This is a genomic window from Pseudomonas putida W15Oct28, assembly GCF_000708715.2.
GTDB classification, from domain to species: Bacteria; Pseudomonadota; Gammaproteobacteria; order Pseudomonadales; family Pseudomonadaceae; genus Aquipseudomonas; species Aquipseudomonas putida_R.
Genome location: NZ_JENB01000012.1, coordinates 93558 through 117355, shown reverse-complemented (window position 1 = coordinate 117355; position 23798 = coordinate 93558). Strand labels below are relative to the sequence as shown.

Annotated in this window: 22 protein-coding genes and 1 other RNA gene; 12 read left to right on the top strand and 11 right to left on the bottom strand. The window is 64.9% G+C overall.

The window, feature by feature from the left end:
- Positions 1–50 precede the first annotated feature (50 nt).
- Positions 51–1028 (bottom strand): NADPH:quinone oxidoreductase family protein, encoded by a 978-nt coding sequence (locus AK81_RS10835; protein ID WP_043198947.1) that lies wholly within the window; start codon positions 1026–1028, stop codon positions 51–53.
- Positions 1029–1185: 157 nt separating this feature from the next.
- Between AK81_RS10835 and AK81_RS10830 the strand changes: the two genes are divergently transcribed.
- The gene (locus AK81_RS10830) at positions 1186–1590 is read left to right on the top strand and encodes a flagellar basal body-associated protein FliL (protein WP_043198946.1); all 405 of its coding nucleotides are present in this window, start codon (positions 1186–1188) and stop codon (positions 1588–1590) included.
- Positions 1591–1832: 242 nt separating this feature from the next.
- Here AK81_RS10830 and AK81_RS10825 read toward each other — a convergent pair whose 3' ends face one another.
- The 4 genes from AK81_RS10825 to AK81_RS10810 form a co-directional block, all read right to left on the bottom strand.
- Positions 1833–2945 (bottom strand): ABC transporter permease, encoded by a 1113-nt coding sequence (locus AK81_RS10825; protein WP_043198944.1) that lies wholly within the window; start codon positions 2943–2945, stop codon positions 1833–1835.
- 1 nt (position 2946) lies between these two features.
- The gene (gene rbbA / locus AK81_RS10820) at positions 2947–5667 is read right to left on the bottom strand and encodes a ribosome-associated ATPase/putative transporter RbbA (RefSeq protein WP_043198941.1); all 2721 of its coding nucleotides are present in this window, start codon (positions 5665–5667) and stop codon (positions 2947–2949) included.
- The gene (locus AK81_RS10815; RefSeq protein ID WP_043198940.1) at positions 5664–6623 is read right to left on the bottom strand and encodes an HlyD family secretion protein; all 960 of its coding nucleotides are present in this window, start codon (positions 6621–6623) and stop codon (positions 5664–5666) included. Before AK81_RS10815 ends, rbbA begins: the two co-directional genes overlap by 4 nt.
- Before the next feature lie 94 nt (positions 6624–6717).
- Positions 6718–7167 (bottom strand): EVE domain-containing protein, encoded by a 450-nt coding sequence (locus tag AK81_RS10810; protein WP_043198937.1) that lies wholly within the window; start codon positions 7165–7167, stop codon positions 6718–6720.
- Between the two features lie 179 nt (positions 7168–7346).
- Here AK81_RS10810 and AK81_RS30220 point away from each other — a divergent pair, with 179 nt between their 5' ends.
- Positions 7347–7499, top strand: coding sequence for a hypothetical protein (locus AK81_RS30220; protein WP_019470968.1), 153 nt, complete (start codon positions 7347–7349; stop codon positions 7497–7499).
- An 18-nt stretch (positions 7500–7517) separates the two neighbouring features.
- Here the strand turns inward: AK81_RS30220 and AK81_RS10805 are convergent, their stop codons facing one another.
- The 4 genes from AK81_RS10805 to AK81_RS10790 form a co-directional block, all read right to left on the bottom strand.
- Entirely contained in the window at positions 7518–8126 is a 609-nt protein-coding gene (locus AK81_RS10805) for a 5-formyltetrahydrofolate cyclo-ligase (protein ID WP_016502165.1), read from the bottom strand.
- Between the two features lie 87 nt (positions 8127–8213).
- Positions 8214–8393: non-coding RNA, 6S RNA (gene ssrS / locus AK81_RS10800), on the bottom strand.
- 17 nt (positions 8394–8410) lie between these two features.
- Positions 8411–8731 carry a cell division protein ZapA gene (locus AK81_RS10795; protein WP_043198936.1) on the bottom strand — a complete coding sequence of 107 codons (321 nt, stop codon included), beginning with the start codon at positions 8729–8731 and terminating at the stop codon, positions 8411–8413.
- Positions 8728–8910, bottom strand: a complete 183-nt coding sequence (locus AK81_RS10790; protein ID WP_029886233.1) for a TIGR02449 family protein — start codon at positions 8908–8910, stop codon at positions 8728–8730. The genes AK81_RS10795 and AK81_RS10790 overlap by 4 nt, the downstream gene beginning before the upstream one ends.
- A 181-nt stretch (positions 8911–9091) precedes the next feature.
- On the opposite strand from AK81_RS10790, the gene AK81_RS10785 reads away from it, so the two are divergent.
- The 10 genes from AK81_RS10785 to gcvP all read left to right on the top strand — a co-directional run bounded on the left by AK81_RS10785 (position 9092) and on the right by gcvP (position 21571).
- On the top strand, positions 9092–9646 hold the full coding sequence (locus AK81_RS10785) for a YecA family protein (protein ID WP_043198934.1): 555 nt from the start codon (positions 9092–9094) through the stop codon (positions 9644–9646).
- A 21-nt stretch (positions 9647–9667) separates the two neighbouring features.
- The gene (gene pepP, locus AK81_RS10780; RefSeq protein ID WP_043198933.1) at positions 9668–11002 is read left to right on the top strand and encodes a Xaa-Pro aminopeptidase; all 1335 of its coding nucleotides are present in this window, start codon (positions 9668–9670) and stop codon (positions 11000–11002) included.
- Positions 10999–12198, top strand: a complete 1200-nt coding sequence (ubiH, locus tag AK81_RS10775) for a 2-octaprenyl-6-methoxyphenyl hydroxylase (RefSeq protein WP_043198930.1) — start codon at positions 10999–11001, stop codon at positions 12196–12198. The genes pepP and ubiH overlap by 4 nt, the downstream gene beginning before the upstream one ends.
- The gene (locus AK81_RS10770; RefSeq protein ID WP_016489741.1) at positions 12195–12677 is read left to right on the top strand and encodes a DUF4442 domain-containing protein; all 483 of its coding nucleotides are present in this window, start codon (positions 12195–12197) and stop codon (positions 12675–12677) included. The genes ubiH and AK81_RS10770 overlap by 4 nt, the downstream gene beginning before the upstream one ends.
- A gap of 9 nt (positions 12678–12686) precedes the next feature.
- Positions 12687–13904, top strand: coding sequence for a 2-octaprenyl-3-methyl-6-methoxy-1,4-benzoquinol hydroxylase (locus AK81_RS10765; RefSeq protein WP_193393754.1), 1218 nt, complete (start codon positions 12687–12689; stop codon positions 13902–13904).
- A gap of 163 nt (positions 13905–14067) precedes the next feature.
- Entirely contained in the window at positions 14068–15069 is a 1002-nt protein-coding gene (locus tag AK81_RS10760; RefSeq protein ID WP_043198927.1) for an extracellular solute-binding protein, read from the top strand.
- A 162-nt stretch (positions 15070–15231) separates the two neighbouring features.
- The gene (locus tag AK81_RS10755; RefSeq protein WP_043198926.1) at positions 15232–16854 is read left to right on the top strand and encodes an ABC transporter permease; all 1623 of its coding nucleotides are present in this window, start codon (positions 15232–15234) and stop codon (positions 16852–16854) included.
- Positions 16855–16986: 132 nt separating this feature from the next.
- Positions 16987–18069: a glycine cleavage system aminomethyltransferase GcvT gene (gene gcvT, locus AK81_RS10750; protein ID WP_043198925.1), complete on the top strand. Its 1083-nt coding sequence runs from the start codon at positions 16987–16989 to the stop codon at positions 18067–18069.
- A 51-nt stretch (positions 18070–18120) separates the two neighbouring features.
- Complete coding sequence (gcvH, locus tag AK81_RS10745) at positions 18121–18504, top strand: glycine cleavage system protein GcvH (RefSeq protein ID WP_043198924.1); 384 nt, start codon at positions 18121–18123, stop codon at positions 18502–18504.
- A gap of 193 nt (positions 18505–18697) precedes the next feature.
- Positions 18698–21571 carry an aminomethyl-transferring glycine dehydrogenase gene (gcvP, locus tag AK81_RS10740; RefSeq protein ID WP_043198923.1) on the top strand — a complete coding sequence of 958 codons (2874 nt, stop codon included), beginning with the start codon at positions 18698–18700 and terminating at the stop codon, positions 21569–21571.
- A gap of 110 nt (positions 21572–21681) precedes the next feature.
- Here the strand turns inward: gcvP and AK81_RS10735 are convergent, their stop codons facing one another.
- The gene (locus tag AK81_RS10735) at positions 21682–21996 is read right to left on the bottom strand and encodes a DUF2388 domain-containing protein (RefSeq protein WP_043198921.1); all 315 of its coding nucleotides are present in this window, start codon (positions 21994–21996) and stop codon (positions 21682–21684) included.
- A gap of 88 nt (positions 21997–22084) precedes the next feature.
- A complete protein-coding gene (locus AK81_RS10730) occupies positions 22085–23758 on the bottom strand; it encodes a GspE/PulE family protein (protein ID WP_043198920.1) in 1674 nt (557 codons plus the stop codon).
- Between the last annotated feature and the right edge of the window lie 40 nt (positions 23759–23798).

Genomic DNA, 23798 nt, shown 5'->3' with positions numbered 1-23798 from the left:
TGTAGGAGCGGCCTTGTGTCGCGATAGGGCTGCAAAGCAGCCCCGAATTATCAATGCATCTGCACGACCAACTTACCCACAGCCTGCCGCTGCCCCATCTTCTCGATGGCAGCCCCGGCCTCGGCCAGTGGATAAGTCTGCGACACCAGCGGTTTCACCTTGCCCTCGGCATGCCAGGCAAACAGCTGCTTGAAGTTTGCCGCATTGTCTTCCGGCTGGCGCTGGGCAAATGCTCCCCAGAACACCCCCAGCACCGCGGCGCCCTTGAGCAGCACCAGGTTGGTCGCCAGCTGTGGAATGCTGCCGCTGGCAAAGCCCACCACCAGCAGCCGGCCATTCCAGGCCAGCCCGCGCACGGCCTGTTCGAACAGCTCGCCACCCACTGGGTCGTAAATGACGTCCACGCCCTGGCCACCGGTCAGGCGCTTGATTTCTTCGCGCAGGCTGGCCTTGCTGTAGTCGATCAGCTCATCTGCCCCGGCCGCCTTGGCCACGGCCAGTTTCTCGGCACTGCTGGCCGCTGCGATCACCCGCGCGCCCATGGCCTTGCCAATCTCCACCGCCGCCAGCCCGACCCCACCGGAGGCGCCCAGCACCAGCAATGTCTCGCCTGCTTGCAACTGCCCGCGCTGACGCAAGGCGTGCATCGACGTGCCGTAGGTCATGCCAAACGCCGCAGCAGTGGTGAAGTCCATGCTCGCCGGGATCGGCAGCACGTTGTAGAACGGCACCGCCACCTGCTCGGCGAACGCACCCCAGCCGGTGAGTGCCATGACCCGGTCGCCGACCTTGAACGCGCCGGCTTTTTCCCCGACCGCGGCCACCACGCCCGCAGCTTCGCCGCCGGGTGAGAACGGCAGCGGTGGCTGGAACTGGTATTTGCCTTCGATGATCAGGGTGTCGGGGAAATTGACACCGGCGGCCTGCACATCCAGCAGGATCTCGTTTTTCTTGGGCTGCGGGCTGGCCACGTCTTCCAGTACCAGATCGCGCGCCGGACCCAGGGTCTTGCACAACACAGCTTTCATCGGGGCTATTCCTTTGCGGGTAGTGGCCGATAAGTGTAGGAGGGCCGCTTGCCGGGTCAACGAGCATGGCCCGCCCTGATGGGCCGGCATAAGCCCGGGCTTGGGTTTGAGCGGCGTGCTGGGTAAGCTGGCGCCAACTGTATTGAGGAGCGAATTCTTGAAAGCGTGGATCTTGATGGTACTGGCGCTGCTGCTGCCAGCTGCGGCCATGGCCGAGGAAGCCAAGGAAGGGGCGCCCAAGGTCGCCTACATCAGCCTGAGCCCGCCCTTTGTCGGCAACTATGCCCTCGACGGCGGCCCGCGGCTGCGTGTGTACAAGGCCGACGTGGCCCTGCGCGTGACCGGTGACGAAGCGGCCAAGGCGGTGAAGCACCACGAACCGCTGATCCGCAATCAGCTGGTGGCCCTGTTCACCCAGCAGACCGTGGACAGCATGAGCAACGTCGAAGCCAAGGAACACCTTCGCCAAGAGGCGCTGAAGCAGGTGCAGCAGGTGCTGGAGGCGGAAGAGGGCAAGCCGATCGTCGAGGACCTGCTGTTCAACAACCTGATCGTGCAGTGAGCTGAAACCTTATGAGGCCCATCTCTGCTGCAGTTGTCGGTGGTGTGCTCGATGCGCAATAATCGCTCTGTTCCCGTGAGGGACTTGCGAGACTCTGTGGATCCTGGGTCAACCAGCTATTACAGAGCCGGGCAGGTATATGGCGATGACAAGCCCACCTGTCTGTGATTAGGGCGCCGAAAGGCGCCCTTTGTCTTTGTGCCAGTTTTCCAATTGCCTGAGCAGAAAAATCTCGTACGCCCTCAAGACGCCAGGCTACGGCGAAACCGCGCCAGCGCAACGCTGAAGAACACCAGCCCGATCAGCGCCAGCGCCAGGATATCCGGCCACACCACCGCCCACCCGGCATCCCGGAACAGGATCGCGGTACCCAGGCTGACGAAGTGCGTCGACGGTGATCCCTGCATCACCCATTGCAACCACTGCGGCATGCTGTCCAGCGGTGTGCTGCCGCCTGACAACAGCAGCATCGGGATGATCACCGGGATGGCCAGCAGGCCGAACTGCGGTGTCGAGCGTGCCAGGGTGGCGAGGAAGATGCCCAGCGCGGTGCTGGCGAACAGGTACAGCGCAGTCACGGCCAGGAACAGCCCCATCGAGCCGGACAGTGGCACGCCCAGTGCGCCTTTCACCACCACCACCAGCGAAACCCAGGTGCAGACCACCACCACCAGCGCGTTGCTGCCGATCTTCGCCAGCATGATTTCCAGTGCGGTGAGCGGCAACACCAGCAGGTGGTCGAGGGTGCCATGCTCACGCTCGCGCAGCAGCGCGGTGCCGGTGAGGATGATCGCCAGGATGGTGATGTTGTTGACGATCTGGATCACCGCCAGGAACCAGCCCCCCTCAAGGTTCGGGTTGAACAGCGCCTTGGGGTTGATCAGCACCGGGCTTTGCACGTTGCCACGCTGGCTGTAGTCGAGCAATTCTCGCTCGAAGATGCGGCCGATGTAGCCGGCGCCCATGAACGCCTGGCTCATGGCCGTGGCGTCGACATTGATCTGCAACTCTGGCGAGCGCCCGGCCAGCAAGTCGCTCTGGAAGTTCACCGGCACATTGATCACAAACGTGTACTGGCCACTGTCCATGGCCTGGTCCAGGTGATCCGGGGCCAGCGCCACGGCGGGCTGGAACTCGGGCGGTTGCAGGGCTTCGGTCAGCTTGCGTGACAGCTGGCTGTGGTCTTCGTCCACCACCGCGACGCTGGCGTTGTGCACGCCAATCACCGAGCCGGCTGCCGGCATGTAGATCGCCACGCTGAAGGCATACAGCAGGAACAGCAGCAGCACGCTGTCATGGCGCAGGCTGGTCAGTTCTTTCAGGCCCAGGCGCAGGGTGTGGTTCAGGCGCGACATGTCAGGCCTCCTGCTTCTTCAGCATGGCCAGGCTCAGGCCGGTAAACGCAGCAAAGAAGCCCAGCAGGATCAGGCACTGCGGCCAAAGTTCGCGCAGCCCCAGCGCCTTGGTGAAGGTGCCGACCGCGATATCGAGGAAGTAGCCCGCCGGGAACAGTTGGCCCATCACCGCCGCTGCGCCGTCCAGCGACGAGCGTGGCACGATCAGCCCGGAAAACTGGATGGTCGGCAGGCTGGTGATGATCATGGTGCCCAGAATGGCCGCGATCTGGGTGCGGGTGAAGGCAGAGATCAGCAGGCCCAGGCTGGTGGTGGCCAGCAGGTAGGCCACACCACCGCAAGCCAGGGCCAGCACACTGCCCTTGAGCGGCACGGCGAACAGCCAGCGGTTCATTGCCACCAGCAGCGCCAGGTTGACCAGGCTCACGGCCAGGTAAGGCATCTGCTTGCCAAGCAGGAACTCCAGGCGGGTGAGGGGCGTGGCGTAGAAGTTGGTGATGGAGCCGAGTTCTTTCTCGCGGACAATGCCCAGCGCGGTGAGCATGGCGGGGATGAAGGCCAGGATCAGCGCCATCACGCCCGGGCCGATGGCATTCACGCTGACCACGTCCTGGTTGTAGCGAAAACGCGTTTCCAGGCGCACCAGGTCCTGGCGTGGCTGCGGCTGTGGGCTGGCCTTTGCCAGTTGCTCAAGGTTGGCCTGGTGCACGGCTTCCACGTAGTTGCGGCTGGTTTCTGCACGGAACGGCATGCCGCCGTCCAGCCAGGCTGCCACCACCGGTTGGCGCCCGGCGTACAGGTCGCGGCCAAAGCCGGGCGGAATCTCCAGCGCCAGTTTGATTTCCGAGCGCTGCAGGCGCTGGTGCATCTCGCGGCTGTCACCAATCGGCGCCTGTTCGGCAAAATAGCGTGATCCACGGAACGCTTCGAGGTAGGCCCGGCTTTGCGGGCTCTGGTCCTGGTCGTGCACGGCGAAGGCAAGGTTTTCCACATCCAGCGAAATGCCGTAGCCGAAGATCACCATCATGAACAGCGCGCCCAGCAGGGCGAAGGCCAGGCGCACCTTGTCGCGCAGCAGTTCTTTACCCTCACGGCTGGCCACCGCCAGCAGGCGACGCAGGCTGAAGCCTTGGCGCAGTGGTGGGGTGGCCGTGGCTGCTTGCTCCAGCACGGCGTTATCCGTGGCTTGCGGCGCGGGCTCCTGGGCTTGCTCCAGGCAGCGCACGAACGCGTCCTCCAGGGTGTCGCCCTGGTATTGGCGCTGCAAGGCATCCGGTGTGTCGCAAGCCAGCACCCGCCCGGCATGCATCAACGAGATGCGGTCGCAGCGCTGGGCTTCGTTCATGAAATGGGTGGAGAGGAAAATGGTCACGCCCTGTTCGCGTGACAATTCTACCAACAGGCGCCAGAAGTCATCGCGGGCGGCCGGGTCGACGCCGGAGGTTGGTTCATCGAGAATCAACACTTCCGGGCGATGAAGCACCGCTACCGCCAATGACAGGCGCTGGCGAAGGCCAAGGGGCAGGGCGCCGGAAGGTTGATCAGCGATAGCGGCGAGGTCGAAGCGCTCGATCAGCTCATCGATGCGCTGGGTGCTCTCGGCCTTGGGCAGGTCGAACAGGCGGGCATGCAAGGCCAGGTTCTGCCGGGTGCTGAGCTCGCCATACAGCGAGAAGCTTTGCGACATGAAACCCACCCGCTTGCGTGTGGCCAGGTCACTGGCGTCCACCGGGCGCCCCAGCAGGCTGGCGCTGCCCTCGCTGGCCGGCATCAGGCCGGTGAGCACTTTCATGGTGGTGGTCTTGCCGCAGCCGTTGGAACCGAGAAAACCGAAGATCTCGCCGCGACCAATGGCGAAGCTGACCTTGTTTACCGCCGTGAAGTCGCCAAAACGCAGGGTCAGGTCGTGGGCCTCGATGGCGACCGGGCCGTCCGTGGTCGGGCGCGGCGGGATGCGCAAAGGTTGATGCTGCGCCTTGCCCGCGCCCTGGTAGTGGGTGAAGGCGTCGTCCAGCTTGCCGCTGGGGGTGACTGCGGCCAGTTCGTGGCTGGGGCCTGCGGCCAGCAGGCGGCCGCCATCGAGCATCAGGCAATGCTCGAATTGTTCGGCCTCTTCCATGTAGGCGGTCGCCACCAGCAGGGTCAGTTGCGGGCGCTGTGCGCGAACCTGTTCGACCAGCTCCCAGAAGCGCCGCCGCGACAGCGGGTCGACGCCGGTGGTGGGTTCGTCGAGGATCAGCAGGTCCGGCTCGTGGATCAGCGCGCAGCACAGGCCCAGCTTCTGCTTCATGCCACCCGACAGCTTGCCGGCCGGGCGCTCGGCAAAGCGTTGCAGGTCGGTGGCCTGCAGCAGGTTGGCCATGCGCTGTTCGCACTCGCGGCGGCCCAGGCCGAACAGGGTGGCGAAAAAGCGGATGTTCTCGCTGATCGACAGTTCCGGGTACAGGTTGTTGCCCAGCCCCTGCGGCATGAACGCCACTTTCGGGTACAGCGCCGCGCGATGACGGCGCTGGCGGATCGAGCCACCCAGCACCTGCAGCTCGCCCTGTTGCAGGCGTTTGACGCCGGCGATCAACCCCAGCAGTGTCGATTTGCCGGCGCCGTCAGGGCCGATCAGCGCGCAGCGGGTGCCCGCAGGTAAGTTGAAGCCGAGGGTGTGCAGGGCCACCAGGTCGCCGTAGCGGTGGCTGATGCCCTCGGCCAGCAGTGCCGGGGCGTTCATTGCAGGTTGGCCGGCCAGTCGACCTCAGCCGTGCGCACATAGCCGGCGCCTGGCATGCCCGGTTTGGCCTGCGGCGCGGCGCCTGGGTCGGTCAGGCGCAGCTTGACCCGGAACACCAGCTTTTGCCGCTCGTCGCGGGTTTCTACCTGTTTGGGGGTGAACTGGGCCTTGGCTGCGACAAAGGCCACCTTGGCCGGCAAGGCGCGCTCGGGCAAGGCGTCGAGCACGATGCGCGCCTGGTCACCTACGGTCAGCTGGCCGCTGGTGGAGGCCGGCAGGTACAGGTTCATGTACTGGTCGCTGGGGTCGATCAGCATCAGCACGCGGCCGCCGGCACCCAGCACTTCACCGGGCTCGGCCAGGCGCAGCTGGATAATGCCGTTGATCGGCGCACGCAGGCTGCTGTCGTCGATTTCGCTGGTGAGCTGGGCCACCTGGGCTTCGGCTGCGCCGATAGCGGCCTTGATCGCTGCCAGCTGGGCGCGGGCGGCGACCACAGCGGCGTTGGCAGTGTCAAAGCGTGCCTGTTGCTGGTCGAGCAACTGCTGGCTGGCGTATTTGCGCTGGAAGATTTCGCGCACGCGCTTGAGATCCTGGCTGGCCAGCAGCAATTCACTTTGGCGCAGCTGCACGCTGGCCTGGGCAGCGGCGTAGTTTTCCCGGGCACGCAGCACTTCGGCCTCGGCCTGGCTGCGCTGGGCTTCCATGGTGCGGGTGTCGATACGCGCCAGCAACTGGCCGCGGGTGACCTTGTCACCTTCGTCGACCAGCACTTCGGCCAGGCGGCCGGGGACTTTACTGGCGATCTGTACTTCGGTGGCTTCGAGGCGGCCGTTGCCCATGCTCAGGCCTTCGGGCAACTGGTCGTGGAGCGACTTCCAGTACCCCAGCCCTCCGGCTGCAGCCAGCAGGGCGATCAGCGCGGTGGCGAAGATTCTGGGGGCGTATCGGTTCATCGTTCTGCATCCTTGCGCTCATGCACACCACATCATGGCGCGGGGCCATTCGTGGCGTGTTGATATCGGTCAAACCCTTGACCTTAGCCACTTTTCAACGCAGCGCGACAATCACCGCCCATTGTTCGGGTGTCACCGGCATCACCGACAGGCGGCTGCCCTTCTGCACCAGCGGCAGCTCGGCCAGGCCGGACTGCTGCTTCAGCCTGCCCAGTTCCAGCACCCGTGGCAGGGTTTGCACATGGGCCACATCTACCGCACTCCACGGGTTCTTGTCGGCCGTGGCCTTGGCATCGTAGTAGTGGCTTTGTGGGTCCAGCGCGGTAGGGTCTGGGTACGCCGCGCGGGTGATTCTGGCAATACCGGCGATGCCCGGTTGCGGGCAGCTGGAGTGATAGAAGAAAAATTCGTCACCCACATTCATGGCCCGCAGGAAATTACGCGCCTGGTAGTTGCGCACGCCGTCCCAGCGCGCTTCGCCCAGGCGGCCGAGGGCTTCGATGGAGAGCTCGTCGGGCTCGGATTTCATCAGCCAGTAGGCCATGGATGCTGCTCCTGAAAAGGTTTGAAATAACCTGTTGCACGAAACCGACAGCCGGTTGGCGTCAAGGTTTGCGTGCGGACGCAGGTTGTCGGAAAATGCGCCCCGTTTAAAGCGCGATGCGCTGGCGATACCCAAAAAATCGCCAAGCACTGAACAGTTTGCCTGGGGGGCAATCTTCAATGAATCAACGCAAAAAGCCGGATCTGCTGTGGATCCTGGTGTTCATTTTTGGCCTGGGTGTGGTCACTACCGGTTATGCGCAGGGTTTGTGGGAGCGCAAGCTGGACAACGCCTACCAGATGCCGGTCGACGCCAGCCAGCCACAACGTTGATGCCCCTGCTGGCGCCGCTCAACGCGGTGCCAGGTACCAGCCACGGTCCGAGACCGTCCCCTGCAGCGGTACATCCCAACTGGCCTGCGCCAGCCGCTCGACCTTCTGGCATTCGTGCGCCAGCCCCAACAGCAATGGTTTTTTCCAGGTTTGCCGACGCGCCTGGTAGGCCAGGCTGCGATCGTAGAAGCCGCCACCCATGCCCAGGCGCCCGCCCACTTCGTCAAAACCGACCAGCGGTAGCAGGATCAGGTCCAGCGCCCAGACCGGCCGCTGGCGCTTGCGATCAGTAACCGGCTCTGGGATACGGAAACGGTTGGGCTTTAGCTTTTCGCCCTGCTCGAACCGCTGGAACACCATGCGCGTGCGCGGCCAGGCGTGCAGCACCGGCAGGTAGGTGCGTTTGCCGCGACGCTGGGCTTCACGCAGTAGCAGGCAGGGGTCGATTTCGCCGTCGTTGGGCAAGTACAGGGCAATGTGCCGGGCGCGGCGGAACAATGGGTGTTGCGCCAGCTGGCGGTACAGGCCGAGGGTGGCCTTGCGTTGCTGGGCAGGGGTAAGGGCGCGGCGGGCATTGCGAAGCAGGCGACGGAGCTGGGGGCGGGTGAGCGGCGCGGTGTCGGTCATGGCACGGGCTATCTCAGATGTACTGGCCAACCTCTAGAGGGTTGGCCAAAACGAATTGCCCGCCGCAGTGGGCGGGCAAGAGAATTCAGGCTCCCCGATCAGACCGCTGTCGGTGTAGCCCTTGAACCCGAAAGTTCAAGGTGGAGATTGCAGGGGGCGTTAAGGCTTTCCGTCGGGCGGACATGCACACCGGCCCCAGCGTGCAACCCCCGTGGTTGTGCGTATCGGCTCAGGGACATAACCGACTGGCGCATCCACCAGGGAGTGGCGCCAGTATACCAATCTCAACCGATTTTGGTATCCGTGTCGTCGGACAAAGCCTTATCTACCCGATCCAGCAGGTCGCGCACCTGTTCGCGGTTGGTGCCGCTGGCCGGGGCATCGGTGCGGTCTTCCTGGCGATGCAGCATTTCGTGGGTAATGTTCAATGCCGCCATGACCGCGATGCGGTCGGCACCAATCACCTTGCCGCTGCTGCGGATCTCGCGCATCTTGCCGTCCAGGTAGCGCGCGGCGCTGACCAGGTTGCTGCGCTCTTCCGGCGGGCAGATGATCGAGTATTCCTTGTCGAGGATCTGCACGGTGACGCTATTGCTTGAACTCATGAGTCTTGCTCCAGAGCCTTGAGGCGTAAGATCATCGACTCGACCTTGCGCTTGGCGATCTCGTTCTTTTCGATGAGGTGGGCGCGCTCTTCGCGCCAGGATTTTTCCTGAGCTACTAGGAGTGCATTTTGCCGTTTTAGTTGCTCGACGCGTTCGATCAGCAACTCGAATCGGCTCATCAGTGCCTGAAGGTCGTTCTCTTGCGTGGGTTGCACTCGATTCGCTCCGTCGTTGAGTCACCTGACGATGATGCCTCTCCCTGAGCGGCGACGGCCAGTGCCGATGGTCTTGGCGCGCCTGCCGGTGCTAGGATACAAGGTCTCCATTCTAGTCATTGCGCCGTCTGGCGCCTAGCTGCCCATGCCCAATACTCAATCGCCTTATATCGCCTTCGCCATGCTGCTCTCGAGCAATGGTCATCCTGTCACCCCGGCCGAACTGCACGGCCTGCTGATCGGCCGCAGCTGCGCCGGCGCCGGCTTCGACGCCGATGCCTGGCTGGCCGATGCCGCCCAGTTGCTGGAAAACGAGCCCGGTGACACCGTGCGCAACGCCCTGATCGGCCTGCAGGAAATGGTCAAGGGTGAGCTCACCAGCGACGACATGGCCATCGTCCTGCTGCTGCCTTCCGACGACGCCGCCCTCAGCGACCGCGCCACCGCGCTGGGCCAGTGGTGCCAAGGCTTCATTACCGGTTTCGGCCTGAATGCCGGCGGTAAGGACCTGTCCGACGAAGCCAAGGATGTGCTGCAGGACCTGGTGGCCATTTCCCAGGTACAGGAAGCCCTCGAAGAGTCCGAAGACGGCGAGAGCGACTACATGGAAGTCATGGAATACCTGCGCGTGGCGCCTCTGCTGCTGTTCTCCGAGCTGGCCAAGCCGGCCGCACCCGCGCCCAAGCCATCGCTGCACTGATCAACCGGGGGTAGTCTGCCCATGAGCCACATTCCCAAGGGCGAGTATGCCCGTCGGCGCAAGGCGCTGATGGCGCAGATGGTCCCCAACAGCATCGCCATCCTGCCCGCCGCCGCCGTTGCCATCCGCAACCGCGACGTCGAGCACGTGTACCGCCAGGACAGCGACTTTCAGTACCTCAGCGGCTTTCCGGAGCCTGAGGCGGTCATTGCACTTATCCCGGGGCGTGAACATGGCGAGTACGTGCTGTTCTGCCGTGAACGCAACCCGGAGCGCGAGCTGTGGGACGGGCTGCGGGCCGGCCAGGAAGGCGCGGTGCGCGATTTTGGCGCCGACGATGCCTTCCCCATCACCGACATCGACGAAATCCTGCCGGGCCTGATCGAAGGCCGCGAGCGGGTGTACAGCGCAATGGGCAGCAACCCCGAGTTCGACCGGCGGCTGATGGACTGGATCAACGTGATCCGCTCCAAGGCCCGCCTGGGCGCGCAGCCGCCGAACGAGTTCGTTGCGCTGGATCATCTGTTGCACGACATGCGCCTGTATAAATCGGCAGCGGAAGTGAAGGTGATGCGTGCCGCCGCGGCCATCTCGGCGCGGGCGCACGTGCGGGCCATGCAGGCCTGCCGGGCCGGGCTGCACGAATACAGCCTGGAAGCCGAACTGGATTACGAGTTCCGCAAGGGCGGCGCGAAGATGCCGGCCTACGGCTCGATTGTCGCGGCCGGGCGCAATGGCTGCATCCTGCACTATCAGCAGAACGACGCCCCGCTCAAGGATGGCGACCTGGTGCTGATCGACGCCGGTTGCGAAATAGACTGCTACGCCAGCGACATCACCCGCACCTTCCCGGTCAGCGGGCGTTTTTCACCCGAGCAGAAGGCCATCTACGAGCTGGTGCTCAAGGCCCAGGCCGCGGCGTTTGCCGAAATCGCCCCGGGCAAGCACTGGAACCACGCCCATGAGGCGACCGTGAAGGTGATTACCGAAGGCCTGGTGGAACTGGGCCTGCTCACCGGCGAGGTGCAGGCGCTGATCGACAGCGAGGCCTACCGCGCTTTCTACATGCACCGTGCCGGGCATTGGCTGGGCATGGATGTGCACGACGTGGGCGAGTACAAAGTGGGTGGCGAATGGCGGGTGCTGGAGCCCGGGATGGCGCTGACCGTCGAGCCGGGCATCTACATAGGCGCCGACAATCAGGCCGTGGCCAAGAAATGGCGCGGCATTGGTGTAAGGATCGAGGACGACGTTGTGGTGACCAGGCAAGGTTGTGAAATCCTGACTTCGGGCGTGCCGCGCACGGTTGCCGAGATCGAGGCGCTGATGCAGGCCGCCCGCAAGGACGCGGCATGAACCGCGTGAACCTGGCGATTATTGGCGGTGGCCTGGTGGGCGCTAGCCTTGCGCTGACCCTGCAGGCCGGGGCCAAGGCACGCGGCTGGAAGATCCTGCTGATCGAGCCGTTCGCCCCCGGCGACAGCTTCCAGCCCAGCTACGATGCGCGCTCTTCGGCGTTGTCGTTCGGCACCCAGCAGATCTACCAGCAGCAGGGCCTGTGGCAGGCCATCGGCCGCCGTGCCGAGCCGATCCGGCAAATTCACGTGTCCGACCGTGGCCGTTTCGGCGCCACCCGCCTGGATGCCCAGGAAGAGGGCGTACCGGCGCTGGGCTACGTGGTGGAAAACGCCTGGCTGGGCCAATGCCTGTGGCAAGGGCTGGACAGCGATGTGGTGAGCTGGCGCTGCCCGGCGGAAGTCACCTCGATGCAGGCCATCGAAGGCGGTTACCGCCTGCGGTTGAATGACGACACCCAGCTGGAATGCGACCTGGCGGTACTGGCCGACGGTGGCCGGTCCGGCCTGCGCGAGCAGTTGGGCATTCACGTGCGCCACACGCCGTACCAGCAGAGCGCGTTGATCGCCAATATCACCCCGGGTGAGGCCCACGGCGGCCAGGCGTTCGAGCGCTTCACCGAAGAAGGCCCCATGGCCCTGCTGCCGTTGCCGGATAACCGCTGTGCGCTGGTGTGGACCCGCCAGGGCATGGATGCGCGGCGCCTGGCCGACATCGACGAGCGCAGCTTCCTGCGCGAGCTGCAAGGCGTGTTTGGTTATCGCCTGGGCGCGTTGCGCCAGGTCGGCGCACGGCACCTTTACCCCTTGTCGCTGATCGAGGCTCAGGAGCAGGTGCGCCCGCACCTGGTGGTGCTGGGCAATGCCGCGCACAGCCTGCACCCCATTGCCGGCCAAGGCTTCAACCTGTCGCTGCGCGATGTGCAGTCGTTGGCCGAGGCGTTGCTGGCCGGCCCGCAGCAGCCTGGCGACCTGGCGACGCTGCAGGCTTACGCCCAGCGCCAGCGTCTGGACCAGGCCATGACCATCGGCTTTTCCGACCAGGTCACCCGGTTGTTCGGCAGCAACCAGCCGTTGCTGGCTGCCGGGCGTAACCTCGGCCTGCTCGGGCTCGACCTGCTGCCGCCGGCCAAAAGCTGGTTCGCCCGCCAGGCCATGGGCCTGGGCACCCGCCCCGATCCGCGGGGGCAGGCATGAGCAACCCGCGTAAACTGGCACGTCGAGCGCGCATGTTGCGCTGGATGCTGAACCTCTACCCGCCGTACCTGGGGGCGGGCATCCGCGTGCAGTCCATCAGCCCCGACCTGCGCAGCGTCAAGGTGGCGATGAAGCTGACCCGCTGGAACCGCAACTATGTCGGTACCCAGTTCGGTGGCAGCCTCTATTCGATGGTCGACCCGTTCTACATGTTGCTGCTGATCGAGCAGTTGGGCCGCGACTATATCGTCTGGGACAAGGCCGCCAGCATCGATTTCATCTCGCCGGGCAAGGGCCCGGTGTACGCCGAATTCCACGTCGATGACGCGCTGCTGGACGACATCCGCCAGCAGACCGCCACCGGCAAGAAGTGCCTGCCGCGTTTGCAGGTCGATATCCGCGATGGCGCCGGCGAGCTGGTGGCGCGGGTCGATAAAACCCTATACGTGCGGCTCAAGCCGCAAGCGAGGCTGGCGTAAGGCATGGAAATGCGCGCAGATCTGTTGATTGTCGGTGCCGGTATGGTCGGCAGCGCACTGGCCCTGGCGTTGCGCCACAGTGGCTTGCAAATCCTCTTGCTCGATGGCGGCCCGCTGACGGTCAAGCCCTTCGACGCTCAGGCACCTTTCGAACCACGTGTGAGCGCGTTGTCGGCGGCCAGCCAGCGCATCCTCGAGCGCCTCGGCGCGTGGGACGGCATCGCCCAGCGGCGTGCCACGCCGTATTCCGACATGCATGTGTGGGATGGCAGCGGCACCGGGCAGATTCACTTCTCGGCCGCCAGCGTGCATGCCCAGGTACTTGGCCATATCGTCGAGAACCGGGTGGTGCAGGATGGCCTGCTGGAGCGCCTGCACGACAGCGACATCGGCCTGTTGCCCAACGCGCGGCTGGAGCAGTTGCGTCGCTCGGGTGACGAATGGTTGCTGACCCTGGCGGATGGCCGGCAACTGCGCGCACCGCTGGTGATCGCAGCCGATGGCGCCAACTCGGCGGTACGCCGCCTGGCTGGCTGCGAAACCCGCGAATGGGATTACCTGCACCACGCCATCGTCACCAGCGTGCGCTGCAGTGCCGGGCACCAGGGCACGGCCTGGCAGCGCTTCACCGATGAGGGGCCGCTGGCGTTTCTGCCGTTGACCCGCGATGGCCAGCAGGATTGGTGCTCGATTGTGTGGTCGACTACCCCGGAACACGCCGAGCAATTGATGGCGCTGGATGAAGCTGCCTTCCTGCAGGCCTTGGAGCGGGCCTTCGAGGGGCGCCTGGGTGACGTGCTGCAGGCTGACCCGCGGGTGTGCGTGCCGCTGCGCCAGCGCCACGCCAAGCGCTATGTGGACGAAGGCCTGGCCTTGATCGGCGATGCTGCACACACCATCCACCCGCTGGCGGGGCAGGGTGTGAACCTGGGCTTCCTCGATGCTGCGGTGCTGGCCGAGGTGTTGGTCAATGCCTGTGAACGTGGTGAGCGGCTGGCGGATGTGAAGGTGCTGAGCCGTTACGAGCGGCGGCGCATGCCGCACAACCTGGCGCTGATGGCGGCAATGGAGGGCTTTGAGCGGTTGTTCCAGGCCAACCCGCTGCCGTTGCGCTGGTTGCGTAACAGCGGGTTGAAACTGGTGGAGCAGATGCCGGAGGCCAAGGCGGTGTTTGTGCGCCAGGCTTTGGGTTTGAGTGGTGACCTGCCGGATCTGGCCAAGGCTTGAGCGTGTCGGGGCCGCTTTGCGGCCCATCGCGACACAAGGCCGCTCCTACAGGGACCGCGTTGGAATAGGGGCTCTGCAACATCCGGTAACTGCTAGGTAGATGAGCCAGAAAATGGGATTCACTACCATTTGCACCTCTCATACGATCCGAGGAGTGCTTCACATGTTGCCACGCAAGCCCCTACTGGCCGCTCTGGCCCTGACCCTGTTCGGCGGCACCGCCCAAGCGGCGGACGAAGTGGTGGTGTACTCCTCGCGCATCGACGAGCTGATCAAGCCGGTGTTCGATGCCTATACCGCCAAGACCGGGGTCAAGATCAAGTTCATCACCGACAAGGAAGCCCCGCTGATGCAACGCATCAAGGCCGAGGGCGACAACGGCGTAGCCGACCTGCTGCTGACCGTCGATGCCGGCAACCTGTGGCAAGCCGAGCAGATGGGCATCCTGCAGCCGATCAAGTCCGACATCATCGACCAGAACATCCCGCCGCAGTACCGCGCCTCGTCCCATGACTGGACCGGCCTGAGCCTGCGCGCCCGCACCATCATCTACTCCAACGAGCGGGTCAAACCCGAGGAGTTGAGCACCTACGAGGCCCTGGCCGACAAACAGTGGGAAGGCCGCCTGTGCCTGCGCACGGCGAAGAAGGTGTACAACCAGTCGCTCACCGCCACCCTGATCGAGAACCATGGCGAGGCGAAGACCGAGCAAATCGTCAAAGGCTGGGTCAACAACCTGTCCACCGACGTGTTCTCCGACGACAACGCGGTGATCCAGGCCATCGAGGCCGGCCAATGCGACGTGGGCGTGGTCAACACCTACTACTACGGCCGCCTGCACAAGCAGAACCCGAACCTGCCGGTGAAGATCTTCTGGCCCAACCAGGGGGATCGTGGCGTGCACGTGAACCTGTCGGGCATTGGCCTGACCAAGCATGCACCTCACCCGGAAGCGGCGAAAAAGCTGGTGGAATGGATGACCGGGGAAGAGGCGCAGAAGCTGTTCGCCGACATCAACCAGGAGTTCCCGGCCAACCCGAAGGTAAAACCTTCTGAGGAAGTGGCGGCGTGGGGCAGCTTCAAGGCTGACAGCATTCCGGTGGAAATTGCCGGCAAGCGCCAGGCTGAAGCCATCCGCTTGATGGATCGCGCTGGCTACAACTAAGCGCCAGGCCTTATCCTCCTTGGGCCTGCCAGGGCCCTTTCGCGGGCACGCCCGCTCCCACAGGATCTGCACTGCCCTTGAAGGTTGTGCGACCCCTGTGGGAGCGGGCATGCCCGCGAACGACCGCAAAGCGGTCGCTAATCAGCCACAGAGACATACAACTTGCCCCACACCCCCCAACGCCGCTGGTACCTCCCGGTCTCCCTGATCGCCGCCCTGGTGCTGCTGCCCCTGAGCGTCCTGCTGTTGTCCTGGCAGTCGATCGATATGCAGATCTGGTCGCACCTGCTCGACACCCAGATGAGCCGCCTGTTGGGCAATACCCTGACGCTGGTGGTGGGCGTAGGTATCGGCGTCACCGTACTGGGCGTCAGCCTCGCCTGGCTTACCAGCCTCTGCGAGTTCCCCGGCCGGCGCTGGCTGGACTGGGCGCTGATGCTGCCGTTCGCCATCCCGGCCTACGTGCTGGCGTTCGTCTTCGTCGGCCTGCTGGACTTCGCCGGCCCGGTGCAAAGCGCCCTGCGCGAAGTGTTCGGGCCGATGCGCCTGCCGCGGGTGCGCTCCACCGGCGGGGTGATCATCGTGCTGGTGCTGGTGTTCTACCCCTACGTCTACCTGCTGGCGCGCACGGCTTTCCTGGCCCAAGGCAAGGGCCTGATGGAAGCGGCGCGGGTGCTAGGGCTATCGCCCCTGCAAGCGTTCTGGCGCGTGGCCCTGCCCATGGCGCGGCCGGCCATCGGCGCCGGCATTGCCTTGGCCTTGATGGAAACCCTGGCCGACTTCGGTGCGGTGGCCGTGTTCAATTTCGACACCTTCACCACCGCCATCTACAAGACCTGGTACGGCTTCTTCAGCCTGTCCAGTGCGGCCCAGCTGGCCAGCCTGTTGTTGCTGGCCGTGATGCTGGTGCTGTACGGCGAGCGCCGAGCCCGGGGTGCCAGCCGCAGCGGCAACGAGCGGCCGCGGGCGCAGGCGTTGTACCACCTGCGTGGGGTGAAGGCGTTGCTGGCCAGTGGCTGGTGCCTGCTGGTGTTTGCCTGCGCCTTCGTCATCCCGTTGCTGCAGCTGCTGGTGTGGTTCTGGCAACGCGGCCGGCATGACCTTGACGAGCGCTATGTCGGCCTGGTGCTGCACACCCTTTACCTGGGCAGCATGGCGGCATTGGTCACGGTGAGCGTGGCACTGGTGCTGGCCTTTGCCCGGCGCCAGGCGCCGACGGGTGGTATCCGCGCCGGGGTCGGCCTGGCCAACCTGGGCTATGCCTTGCCCGGCTCGGTGCTGGCAGTGTCGATCATGCTGGCCTTCAGTTACCTCGATAACCACTTGGTCATCCCGCTGTCCAGCTGGCTGGGCGGGGCAGGCAAGCCGTTGCTGCTGGGCAGCCTTGCGGCCTTGCTGCTGGCCTACCTGGTGCGCTTCATCGCCGTGGCCTACGGGCCGCTGGAAAGCAGCCTGGAGCGTATACGCCCTTCATTGCCCGAGGCCTCCCGCAGCCTGGGCGTGGGTGGGCCAAGATTGTTTTTCAAGGTGTATCTGCCGCTGCTGGTGCCCGGCGCCCTCAGCGCTGCCCTGCTGGTGTTCGTCGACGTGCTCAAGGAGATGCCGGCCACCTTGCTGATGCGACCGTTCGGCTGGGACACCTTGGCGGTACGGGTGTTTGAGATGACCAGTGAGGGCGAATGGGCACGTGCCTCGCTGCCCGCATTGACGCTGGTGCTGGTGGGCCTGCTGCCGGTCATCGGCCTGATCCGCCGTTCGGCACATCGACCCGGTCACAGTCACTGAGGTCACTGAGGGTGCCAGCCCGCGCCCTTGCGGCTACAATGCGCGGCATTCGCGCGACGGGTCCTTACAACAAGAGCTGACGACCAACGTCATCGACCGCCGCCGCTTCGCCACGCCCGGAAGGAGAAACCCATGGGACAGCGCACGCTTTTGTATGACCTGCACCTGGCGCTTGGCGCCAAAACGGTCGATTTCGGCGGCTGGGACATGCCCCTGCACTATGGCTCGCAGGTCGAGGAGCACCACCAGGTGCGCAGCGATTGCGGGGTTTTCGATGTTTCCCACATGACCGTGGTCGATGTCGATGGCAGCGACGCCACCGCCTGGTTGCAACGCCTGCTGGCCAACGACGTGTCCCGCCTCGACGAAACCGGCAAGGCGCTGTACAGCCCGCTGCTCCAGGAGCAGGGCGGGGTGATTGACGACTTGATCGTCTACCGCACGGAAAACGGCTACCGCCTGGTTACCAACGCCGCCACACGGGCAAAAGTGCTCGATTGGCTGCAACAGCAGCGGGCCGGTTTTGCCGTGGACTTCCAGGTCCGCCCCGACCTGGCCATTCTCGCCATCCAGGGCCCGCGTGCCCGCGAAAAGGTGGCAGCCCTGCTCAGCCCCGCGCGCGCAGCGCTGATTCGCGAACTGCGCCCGTTCGAAGGCGTCGCCGAGGGTGACTGGTTCATTGCCCGCACCGGGTATACCGGTGAAGACGGCCTGGAAATCATCTTCCCGGGCGATCAGGCGGTGGCATTCTTCAACGACCTGGTCGGCGCCGGCATCGCCCCCAGTGGCCTTGGCGCCCGCGACACCCTGCGCCTGGAAGCCGGCATGAACCTGTACGGCCAGGACATCGACGAAGCCCACACCCCACTCACGTCCAACCTGGGCTGGAGCATCGCATGGGAGCCGGCCGAGCGCGACTTCATTGGCCGCGCCGGCCTGCTGGCAGAAATCGAACAGGGTGTGCAGGAAAAACTGGTCGGCCTGGTGCTGGAAGAGCGCGGCGTGCTGCGTGCCCATCAGGTGGTGCGCGTGGCCGGGATTGGCGAAGGGGAGATCACCAGTGGTAGTTTCTCTCCTACGCTGAGCAAGTCAATTGCCCTTGCGCGCGTACCCATGGCTACCGGTGACCGGGCCGAAGTGGAAATCCGCGGCAAATGGTACCCGGTGCGGGTGGTCAAGCCGACCTTCGTGCGCCACGGCAAAATCCTGATCTGAACATTTTTTAACCGGCGGGCGTACCGCTGAGCCAATCGAGGAATTCAAGACATGAGCAATATCCCCGCCGACCTGCGTTTTGCCGAAAGCCACGAGTGGGCTCGCCTGGAAGCCGACGGTAGCGTAACCGTGGGTATCAGCGACCACGCCCAGGAAGCTTTGGGTGACGTGGTGTTCGTCGAGCTGGCCGAAGTCGGCAAGGTATTCGCCGCTGGCGACGCTGCCGGTGTGGTCGAGTCGGTCAAGGCCGCTTCCGACATCTACGCCCCGATCGGTGGCGAAGTGATCGCGGTCAACGAAGAACTGGCCGACAGCCCGGAGCAGCTCAACGAAGAACCTTACGGTGCATGGATCTTCAAACTGAAGCCAAGCAACCCGGCCGAGCTGGACAAGCTGCTGGATGCTGCTGGCTACGCTGCCGCTATCGGCGAGTAAAACCGCGTCGTCTGCTTCGCGGGCACGCCCGCTCCCACAGGGATAGCGCGTGCCTCGGGCCTGTGATTATCTGTGGGAGCGGGCGTGCCCGCGAAGAGGCCGGTGCTGGTAAAGCAAGATTCCCCGCAGAATCGGCAATCCTTCCTAGACTTATAAGTCTCCATGAGACCTGGTCTAGGAAGAGAGCGTCGTCATGTCCCAGTCGCCATCCCTGCATCAACTGCAAGAGCTCAACCCTTTCCTGCGTCGCCACCTGGGCCCCGATGCCGCAGAGCAGCAGGCCATGCTCAACGTGTTGGGTGTTGCCAGCCGCAACGAGCTGATCGAGCAGACCGTACCGCCAGACATCCGCCTCAATCGCCCCCTCGACCTGCCCGCGGCGCTGGACGAGCAGGCCGCCCTGGCCAAACTCGCCGGTTACGCCGAGCAGAACCAGGTCTGGACCAGCCTCATCGGCATGGGCTACCACGGCACCATCACCCCCACGGTGATCCTGCGCAACGTGCTGGAAAACCCCGGCTGGTACACCGCCTATACGCCGTATCAACCTGAAATTGCCCAGGGCCGGCTGGAGGCGCTGCTGAACTTCCAGCAAATGGTCATCGACCTCACCGGGCTGGCGCTGGCCAATGCCTCGCTGCTCGATGAAGCCACCGCCGCCGCCGAGGCCATGGCGCTGGCCAAGCGGATGGCGCGCAACAAGAGCAACGCCTTCTTTGCCGACGAGCATTGCCACCCGCAGACCCTGTCGGTGTTGAAGACCCGCGCCGAGGGCTTTGGCTTCGAACTGATCGTCGACGCTGTGGATAACCTTGGCAAACACGCAGTGTTCGGCGCGTTGCTGCAATACCCCGACACCCACGGCGAGCTGCGCGACCTGCGCCCGCTGATCGACCATCTGCACAGCCAGCAGGCGCTGGCCTGCGTGGCTGCCGACCTGCTGAGCCTGGTGGTGCTCGCGCCCCCCGGCGAGCTGGGCGCCGATGTGGTACTGGGCTCGACCCAGCGTTTCGGCGTGCCGATGGGCTACGGTGGCCCTCACGCGGCTTACTTCGCCTGCCGCGACGACTACAAGCGTGCCATGCCGGGGCGCATCATTGGCGTGTCGCGCGATGCCCGTGGCAACACGGCGCTACGCATGGCCCTGCAAACCCGCGAGCAGCATATCCGCCGCGAGAAGGCTAACTCCAACATCTGCACGGCCCAGGTGCTGTTGGCCAACATTGCCGGCTTCTACGCGGTGTACCACGGCCCCGAAGGCCTGCAGCGCATCGCCCAGCGCGTGCACCGGCTGACCTTCATCCTGGCGGCTGGCCTGGAAGCCAAAGGCATCCAGCGGCTCAACCAGCATTTCTTCGACACCCTCACCCTGGATGTCGGCGGCGCCCAGGCGGCCATCATCGAAAGCGCCGAAGCCGCGCACATCAACTTGCGCATTCTTGGCCGCGGGCACCTGGGCGTGAGCCTGGACGAAACCTGTAACGAGCGCACGGTGTTGCGCCTGCTCGACATCTTCCTCGGTGTGGACCACGGCCTGGAGATCGCTGCCCTCGATCAGTTGGCCCTGCCCGAAGGCATTCCTGCCGGCCTGGTGAGGCGCACGCCGTTTCTCGCGCACCCGGTGTTCAACCTGCACCACAGCGAAACCGAGATGCTGCGCTACCTCAAGCAGCTGGAGAACAAGGACCTGGCCCTGAACCAGTCGATGATCCCGCTGGGTTCGTGCACCATGAAGCTCAACGCCACCAGTGAGATGATCCCCATCACCTGGCCCGGTTTTGCCCAGATGCACCCCTTTGCCCCGGCGGCCCAGGCCACGGGCTACAAGGCGATGATCGACGAACTGGAACGCTGGCTGTGCGCAATTACCGGCTTCGACGCCATCTGCATGCAGCCCAACTCCGGTGCCCAGGGCGAGTACGCAGGCCTGATGGCCATCACCCGCTACCATCGCAGCCGCCACCAGCCGCAGCGCACGCTGTGCCTGATTCCGTCGTCGGCCCACGGCACCAACCCGGCGTCGGCGCAAATGGCGGGCATGGAGGTGGTGATCGTCGATTGCGACGACCACGGCAACGTCGACCTGGCTGACCTCAAGGCCAAGGCCCACGCGGCCGGGGAGCGCTTGTCTTGCCTGATGGTCACGTACCCGTCCACCCACGGGGTGTACGAAGAGGGCATTCGCGAAATCTGCGAGGTGGTCCATCAGCACGGCGGCCAGGTGTACATGGATGGCGCCAACCTCAATGCCCAGGTGGGCCTGACGCGTCCGGCCGACATTGGTGCCGATGTCTCGCACATGAACCTGCACAAGACCTTCTGCATCCCCCACGGCGGTGGCGGCCCGGGCATGGGGCCGATCGGCATCCGCGCGCACCTCACGCCGTTCGTTGCCAGCCACCCGGTGGTGCCGGTGCCGGGCCTGGACCCGAACAACAGCGCGGTCAGCGCTGCGCCCTGGGGCAGCGCGAGCATCCTGCCGATCAGCTGGATGTACATTGCCATGATGGGGCCACAGTTGGCCGATGCCAGCGAGGTGGCGATCCTATCGGCCAACTACCTGGCCAGCCAGCTGGGCGGGGCCTTCCCGGTGCTCTATCGCGGGCGCAACCAGCGGGTGGCGCATGAGTGCATCCTCGACCTGCGGCCGCTGAAGGCACTGACTGGCATCAGCGAGGAGGACGTGGCCAAGCGCCTGATGGACTATGGCTTTCACGCCCCGACCATGTCTTTCCCGGTGCCGGGCACACTGATGGTGGAACCGACCGAAAGTGAGTCGAAGGCCGAGCTGGACCGGTTCGTCGAGGCGATGCTGGCGATTCGTGCAGAGATTGGCGAGGTGCAGGAGGGCAACTGGCCGGCGGAGAACAACCCGCTGAAGCATGCGCCGCATACCCTGGCTGATGTACTGGGGGTGTGGGACAGACCCTATAGCCTGGAGCAGGCGGTGGCGCCCAGCGCTCACGTGCGCCAGCACAAGTACTGGCCGGCGGTGAACCGGGTCGACAACGTGTATGGGGACAGGAACCTGTTCTGTTCGTGTGTGCCGGTGGAGGCGTATCGCTGAGGTCGGTGCTGGATGCTTCGCGGGCTTGCCCGCTCCCACAGAAATTGCACAAGATTCAGCGTTGTGCGGTCCCTGTGGGAGCGGGCAGGCCCGCGAAGCAGGCGACGCGGTTACTCGGCTACTGCATTCTTGGCCAGGATGGCATTGGCCAGCTCCATGTCGGAAGCCTGCATCCCTGGGTTCTCTGCCCGCGCCTGGCGCATGGCCGCTTCCAGGAACGGCCCGCGGATCGCGCCTTCGCTGGCGACGAAGCTGCTGGCGTCATCCTGCGCGGCCACAACCAGTTTGTGATCGTGCGAGGTCAGGTAGCTCGATGCCGTGGTAGCACCGGAAGTCATCACGTTACGCCAGAAGGTATCGGCCATGGCCGAGCCGATAGGCAGCGAAAGCAACGCAGCAGCGGCGATGGCGGTTTTGAGACGCATGTTGAAACACCTCGAAGGGTGAGGGTTGAAGATGCGCCGTTGGATCTTCCCGGGCAAGGCAAGTTCCTTGAATACAAAGCACTTTTCGTCAGCTGCAGACGCGCAGTACTTCTGCCGCACGGGTCTGCCCACGTGCCACTTTCGCCTCGCCACAACGGCGCAGGTCAATCAAGCCATCGGCCAGCGCCTGATGCCGTAAACGGGTCAGGTCGGCGTTCGGGCCAATCATTGCACGCAGGCTTTCGCTGGGCTGCAGCAGTTCGAACAAACCCGTGCGCCCATGAAAGCCGGTGCCACGGCAGGTTCGGCAGGTCGCTGATGCATTCGCCCCACAGTCCGAGCACACAGTGCGTACCAGGCGCTGGGCCATGACACCGACCAGTGTGGCCTTTATCAGATAGTCGGCCACACCCAGTTCTTGCAGGCGGGTGATCGCGGCGCAGGCGTCGTTGGTATGCAGGGTCGACAGTACCAGGTGCCCGGTCAGGGCTGCCTGCACCGCCACCAAGGCCGTTTCGCGGTCGCGGATTTCGCCGATCATGATGATGTCCGGGTCCTGGCGCAGCATGGCCCGCACGGCGCTGGCAAAACCCAGGTCCAGCGCGGGCTGGACTTGCAGCTGGTTGAAGGCGGGCTCCAGGCGCTCGATCGGGTCTTCGATGGTGCACAGGTTGACCTGCGGCGTGGCCAGCAGCTTGAGGCTGGCGTACAGCGTGCTGGTCTTGCCTGAACCGGTGGGGCCGGTGACCAGGATGATGCCCTGGCGCTGACGCAGCAGGCCTTGCCACTGGGCCAGCTGTGGCCCCTCCAGACCGAGGCGGTCGAAGCCTTCGTGCAGTTGACGTGGGTTGAACAGGCGCAGTACCAGCTTTTCGCCGAACGGGGTCGGCAGGGTCGACAGCCGTAGCTCCACTTCGCTGCCCCCTGGTAGCCGGCTTTGCAGGCGGCCGTCCTGCGGGCGGCGCTTTTCTGCAACGTCCATGCGGCCCAGGTGTTTCAGGCGGCTGATCAGCGCCAGGGTGACCCCGGCGGGGAAGGCATAGACGGTGTGCAGCAGGCCATCGATGCGGTAGCGCAACTGCCCCTGTTCGCGCCGGGGTTCCAAGTGGATATCGCTGGCGCGCTGATCAATGGCGTATTGCAGCAGCCAGTCGACGATATGCACGATGTGCGCGTCGTCGGCGCTGGCCTCGGCCTGGCGCTTGCCCAGTTCCAGCCACTGTTCAAGTTCGCCCAGGCTGGCCGATTGCTGATGCTGCGCGCCCTTTACCGACTGGGCCAGGCGGTGAAACGACTGCCCTGACTGGCGGATCTGCATTGGGCTGGCCAGCACGCGGCGGATAGGCCGGCCCAGGCTGCGGGCCAGGTCAGCCTGCCAGTCGTCCTGGTAGGGCTGGGCACTGGCGACGGTGATGCCAGAGGGGTCGTCGGCGACGATGAGGATGCCATGGCGCTGGGCGAAAGCGGGGGACACCAGGCCCGCGACCTGGGGCAGGTCGAGTTGCATGGGGTCGATACGCAGGTAGGGCTGGCCGACCTTGCCGGCCAGCCATTGGCAGAGGTGGTCCAGGTCCAGCAGTTGGCCGGGTTGCCGGCGGTCTTCCAGGTTGCAGGCGGCGATTTGTTCGAGCGGGTGGCCGGTGGCGTGGGCGGCGGCGTGTTCGAGTACTTGCAGGGTGTCGGTGGCGTGCAGGTGCCGGTCGGTGAGCAGGGCCTGGAGCACGCGCTTCAGGTCGAGTGCCGGGTTGTCGGAGGTGTGCATGGTTGGCGTCCGTGCCTGATGGGGGAGTGCTGATCAAGGC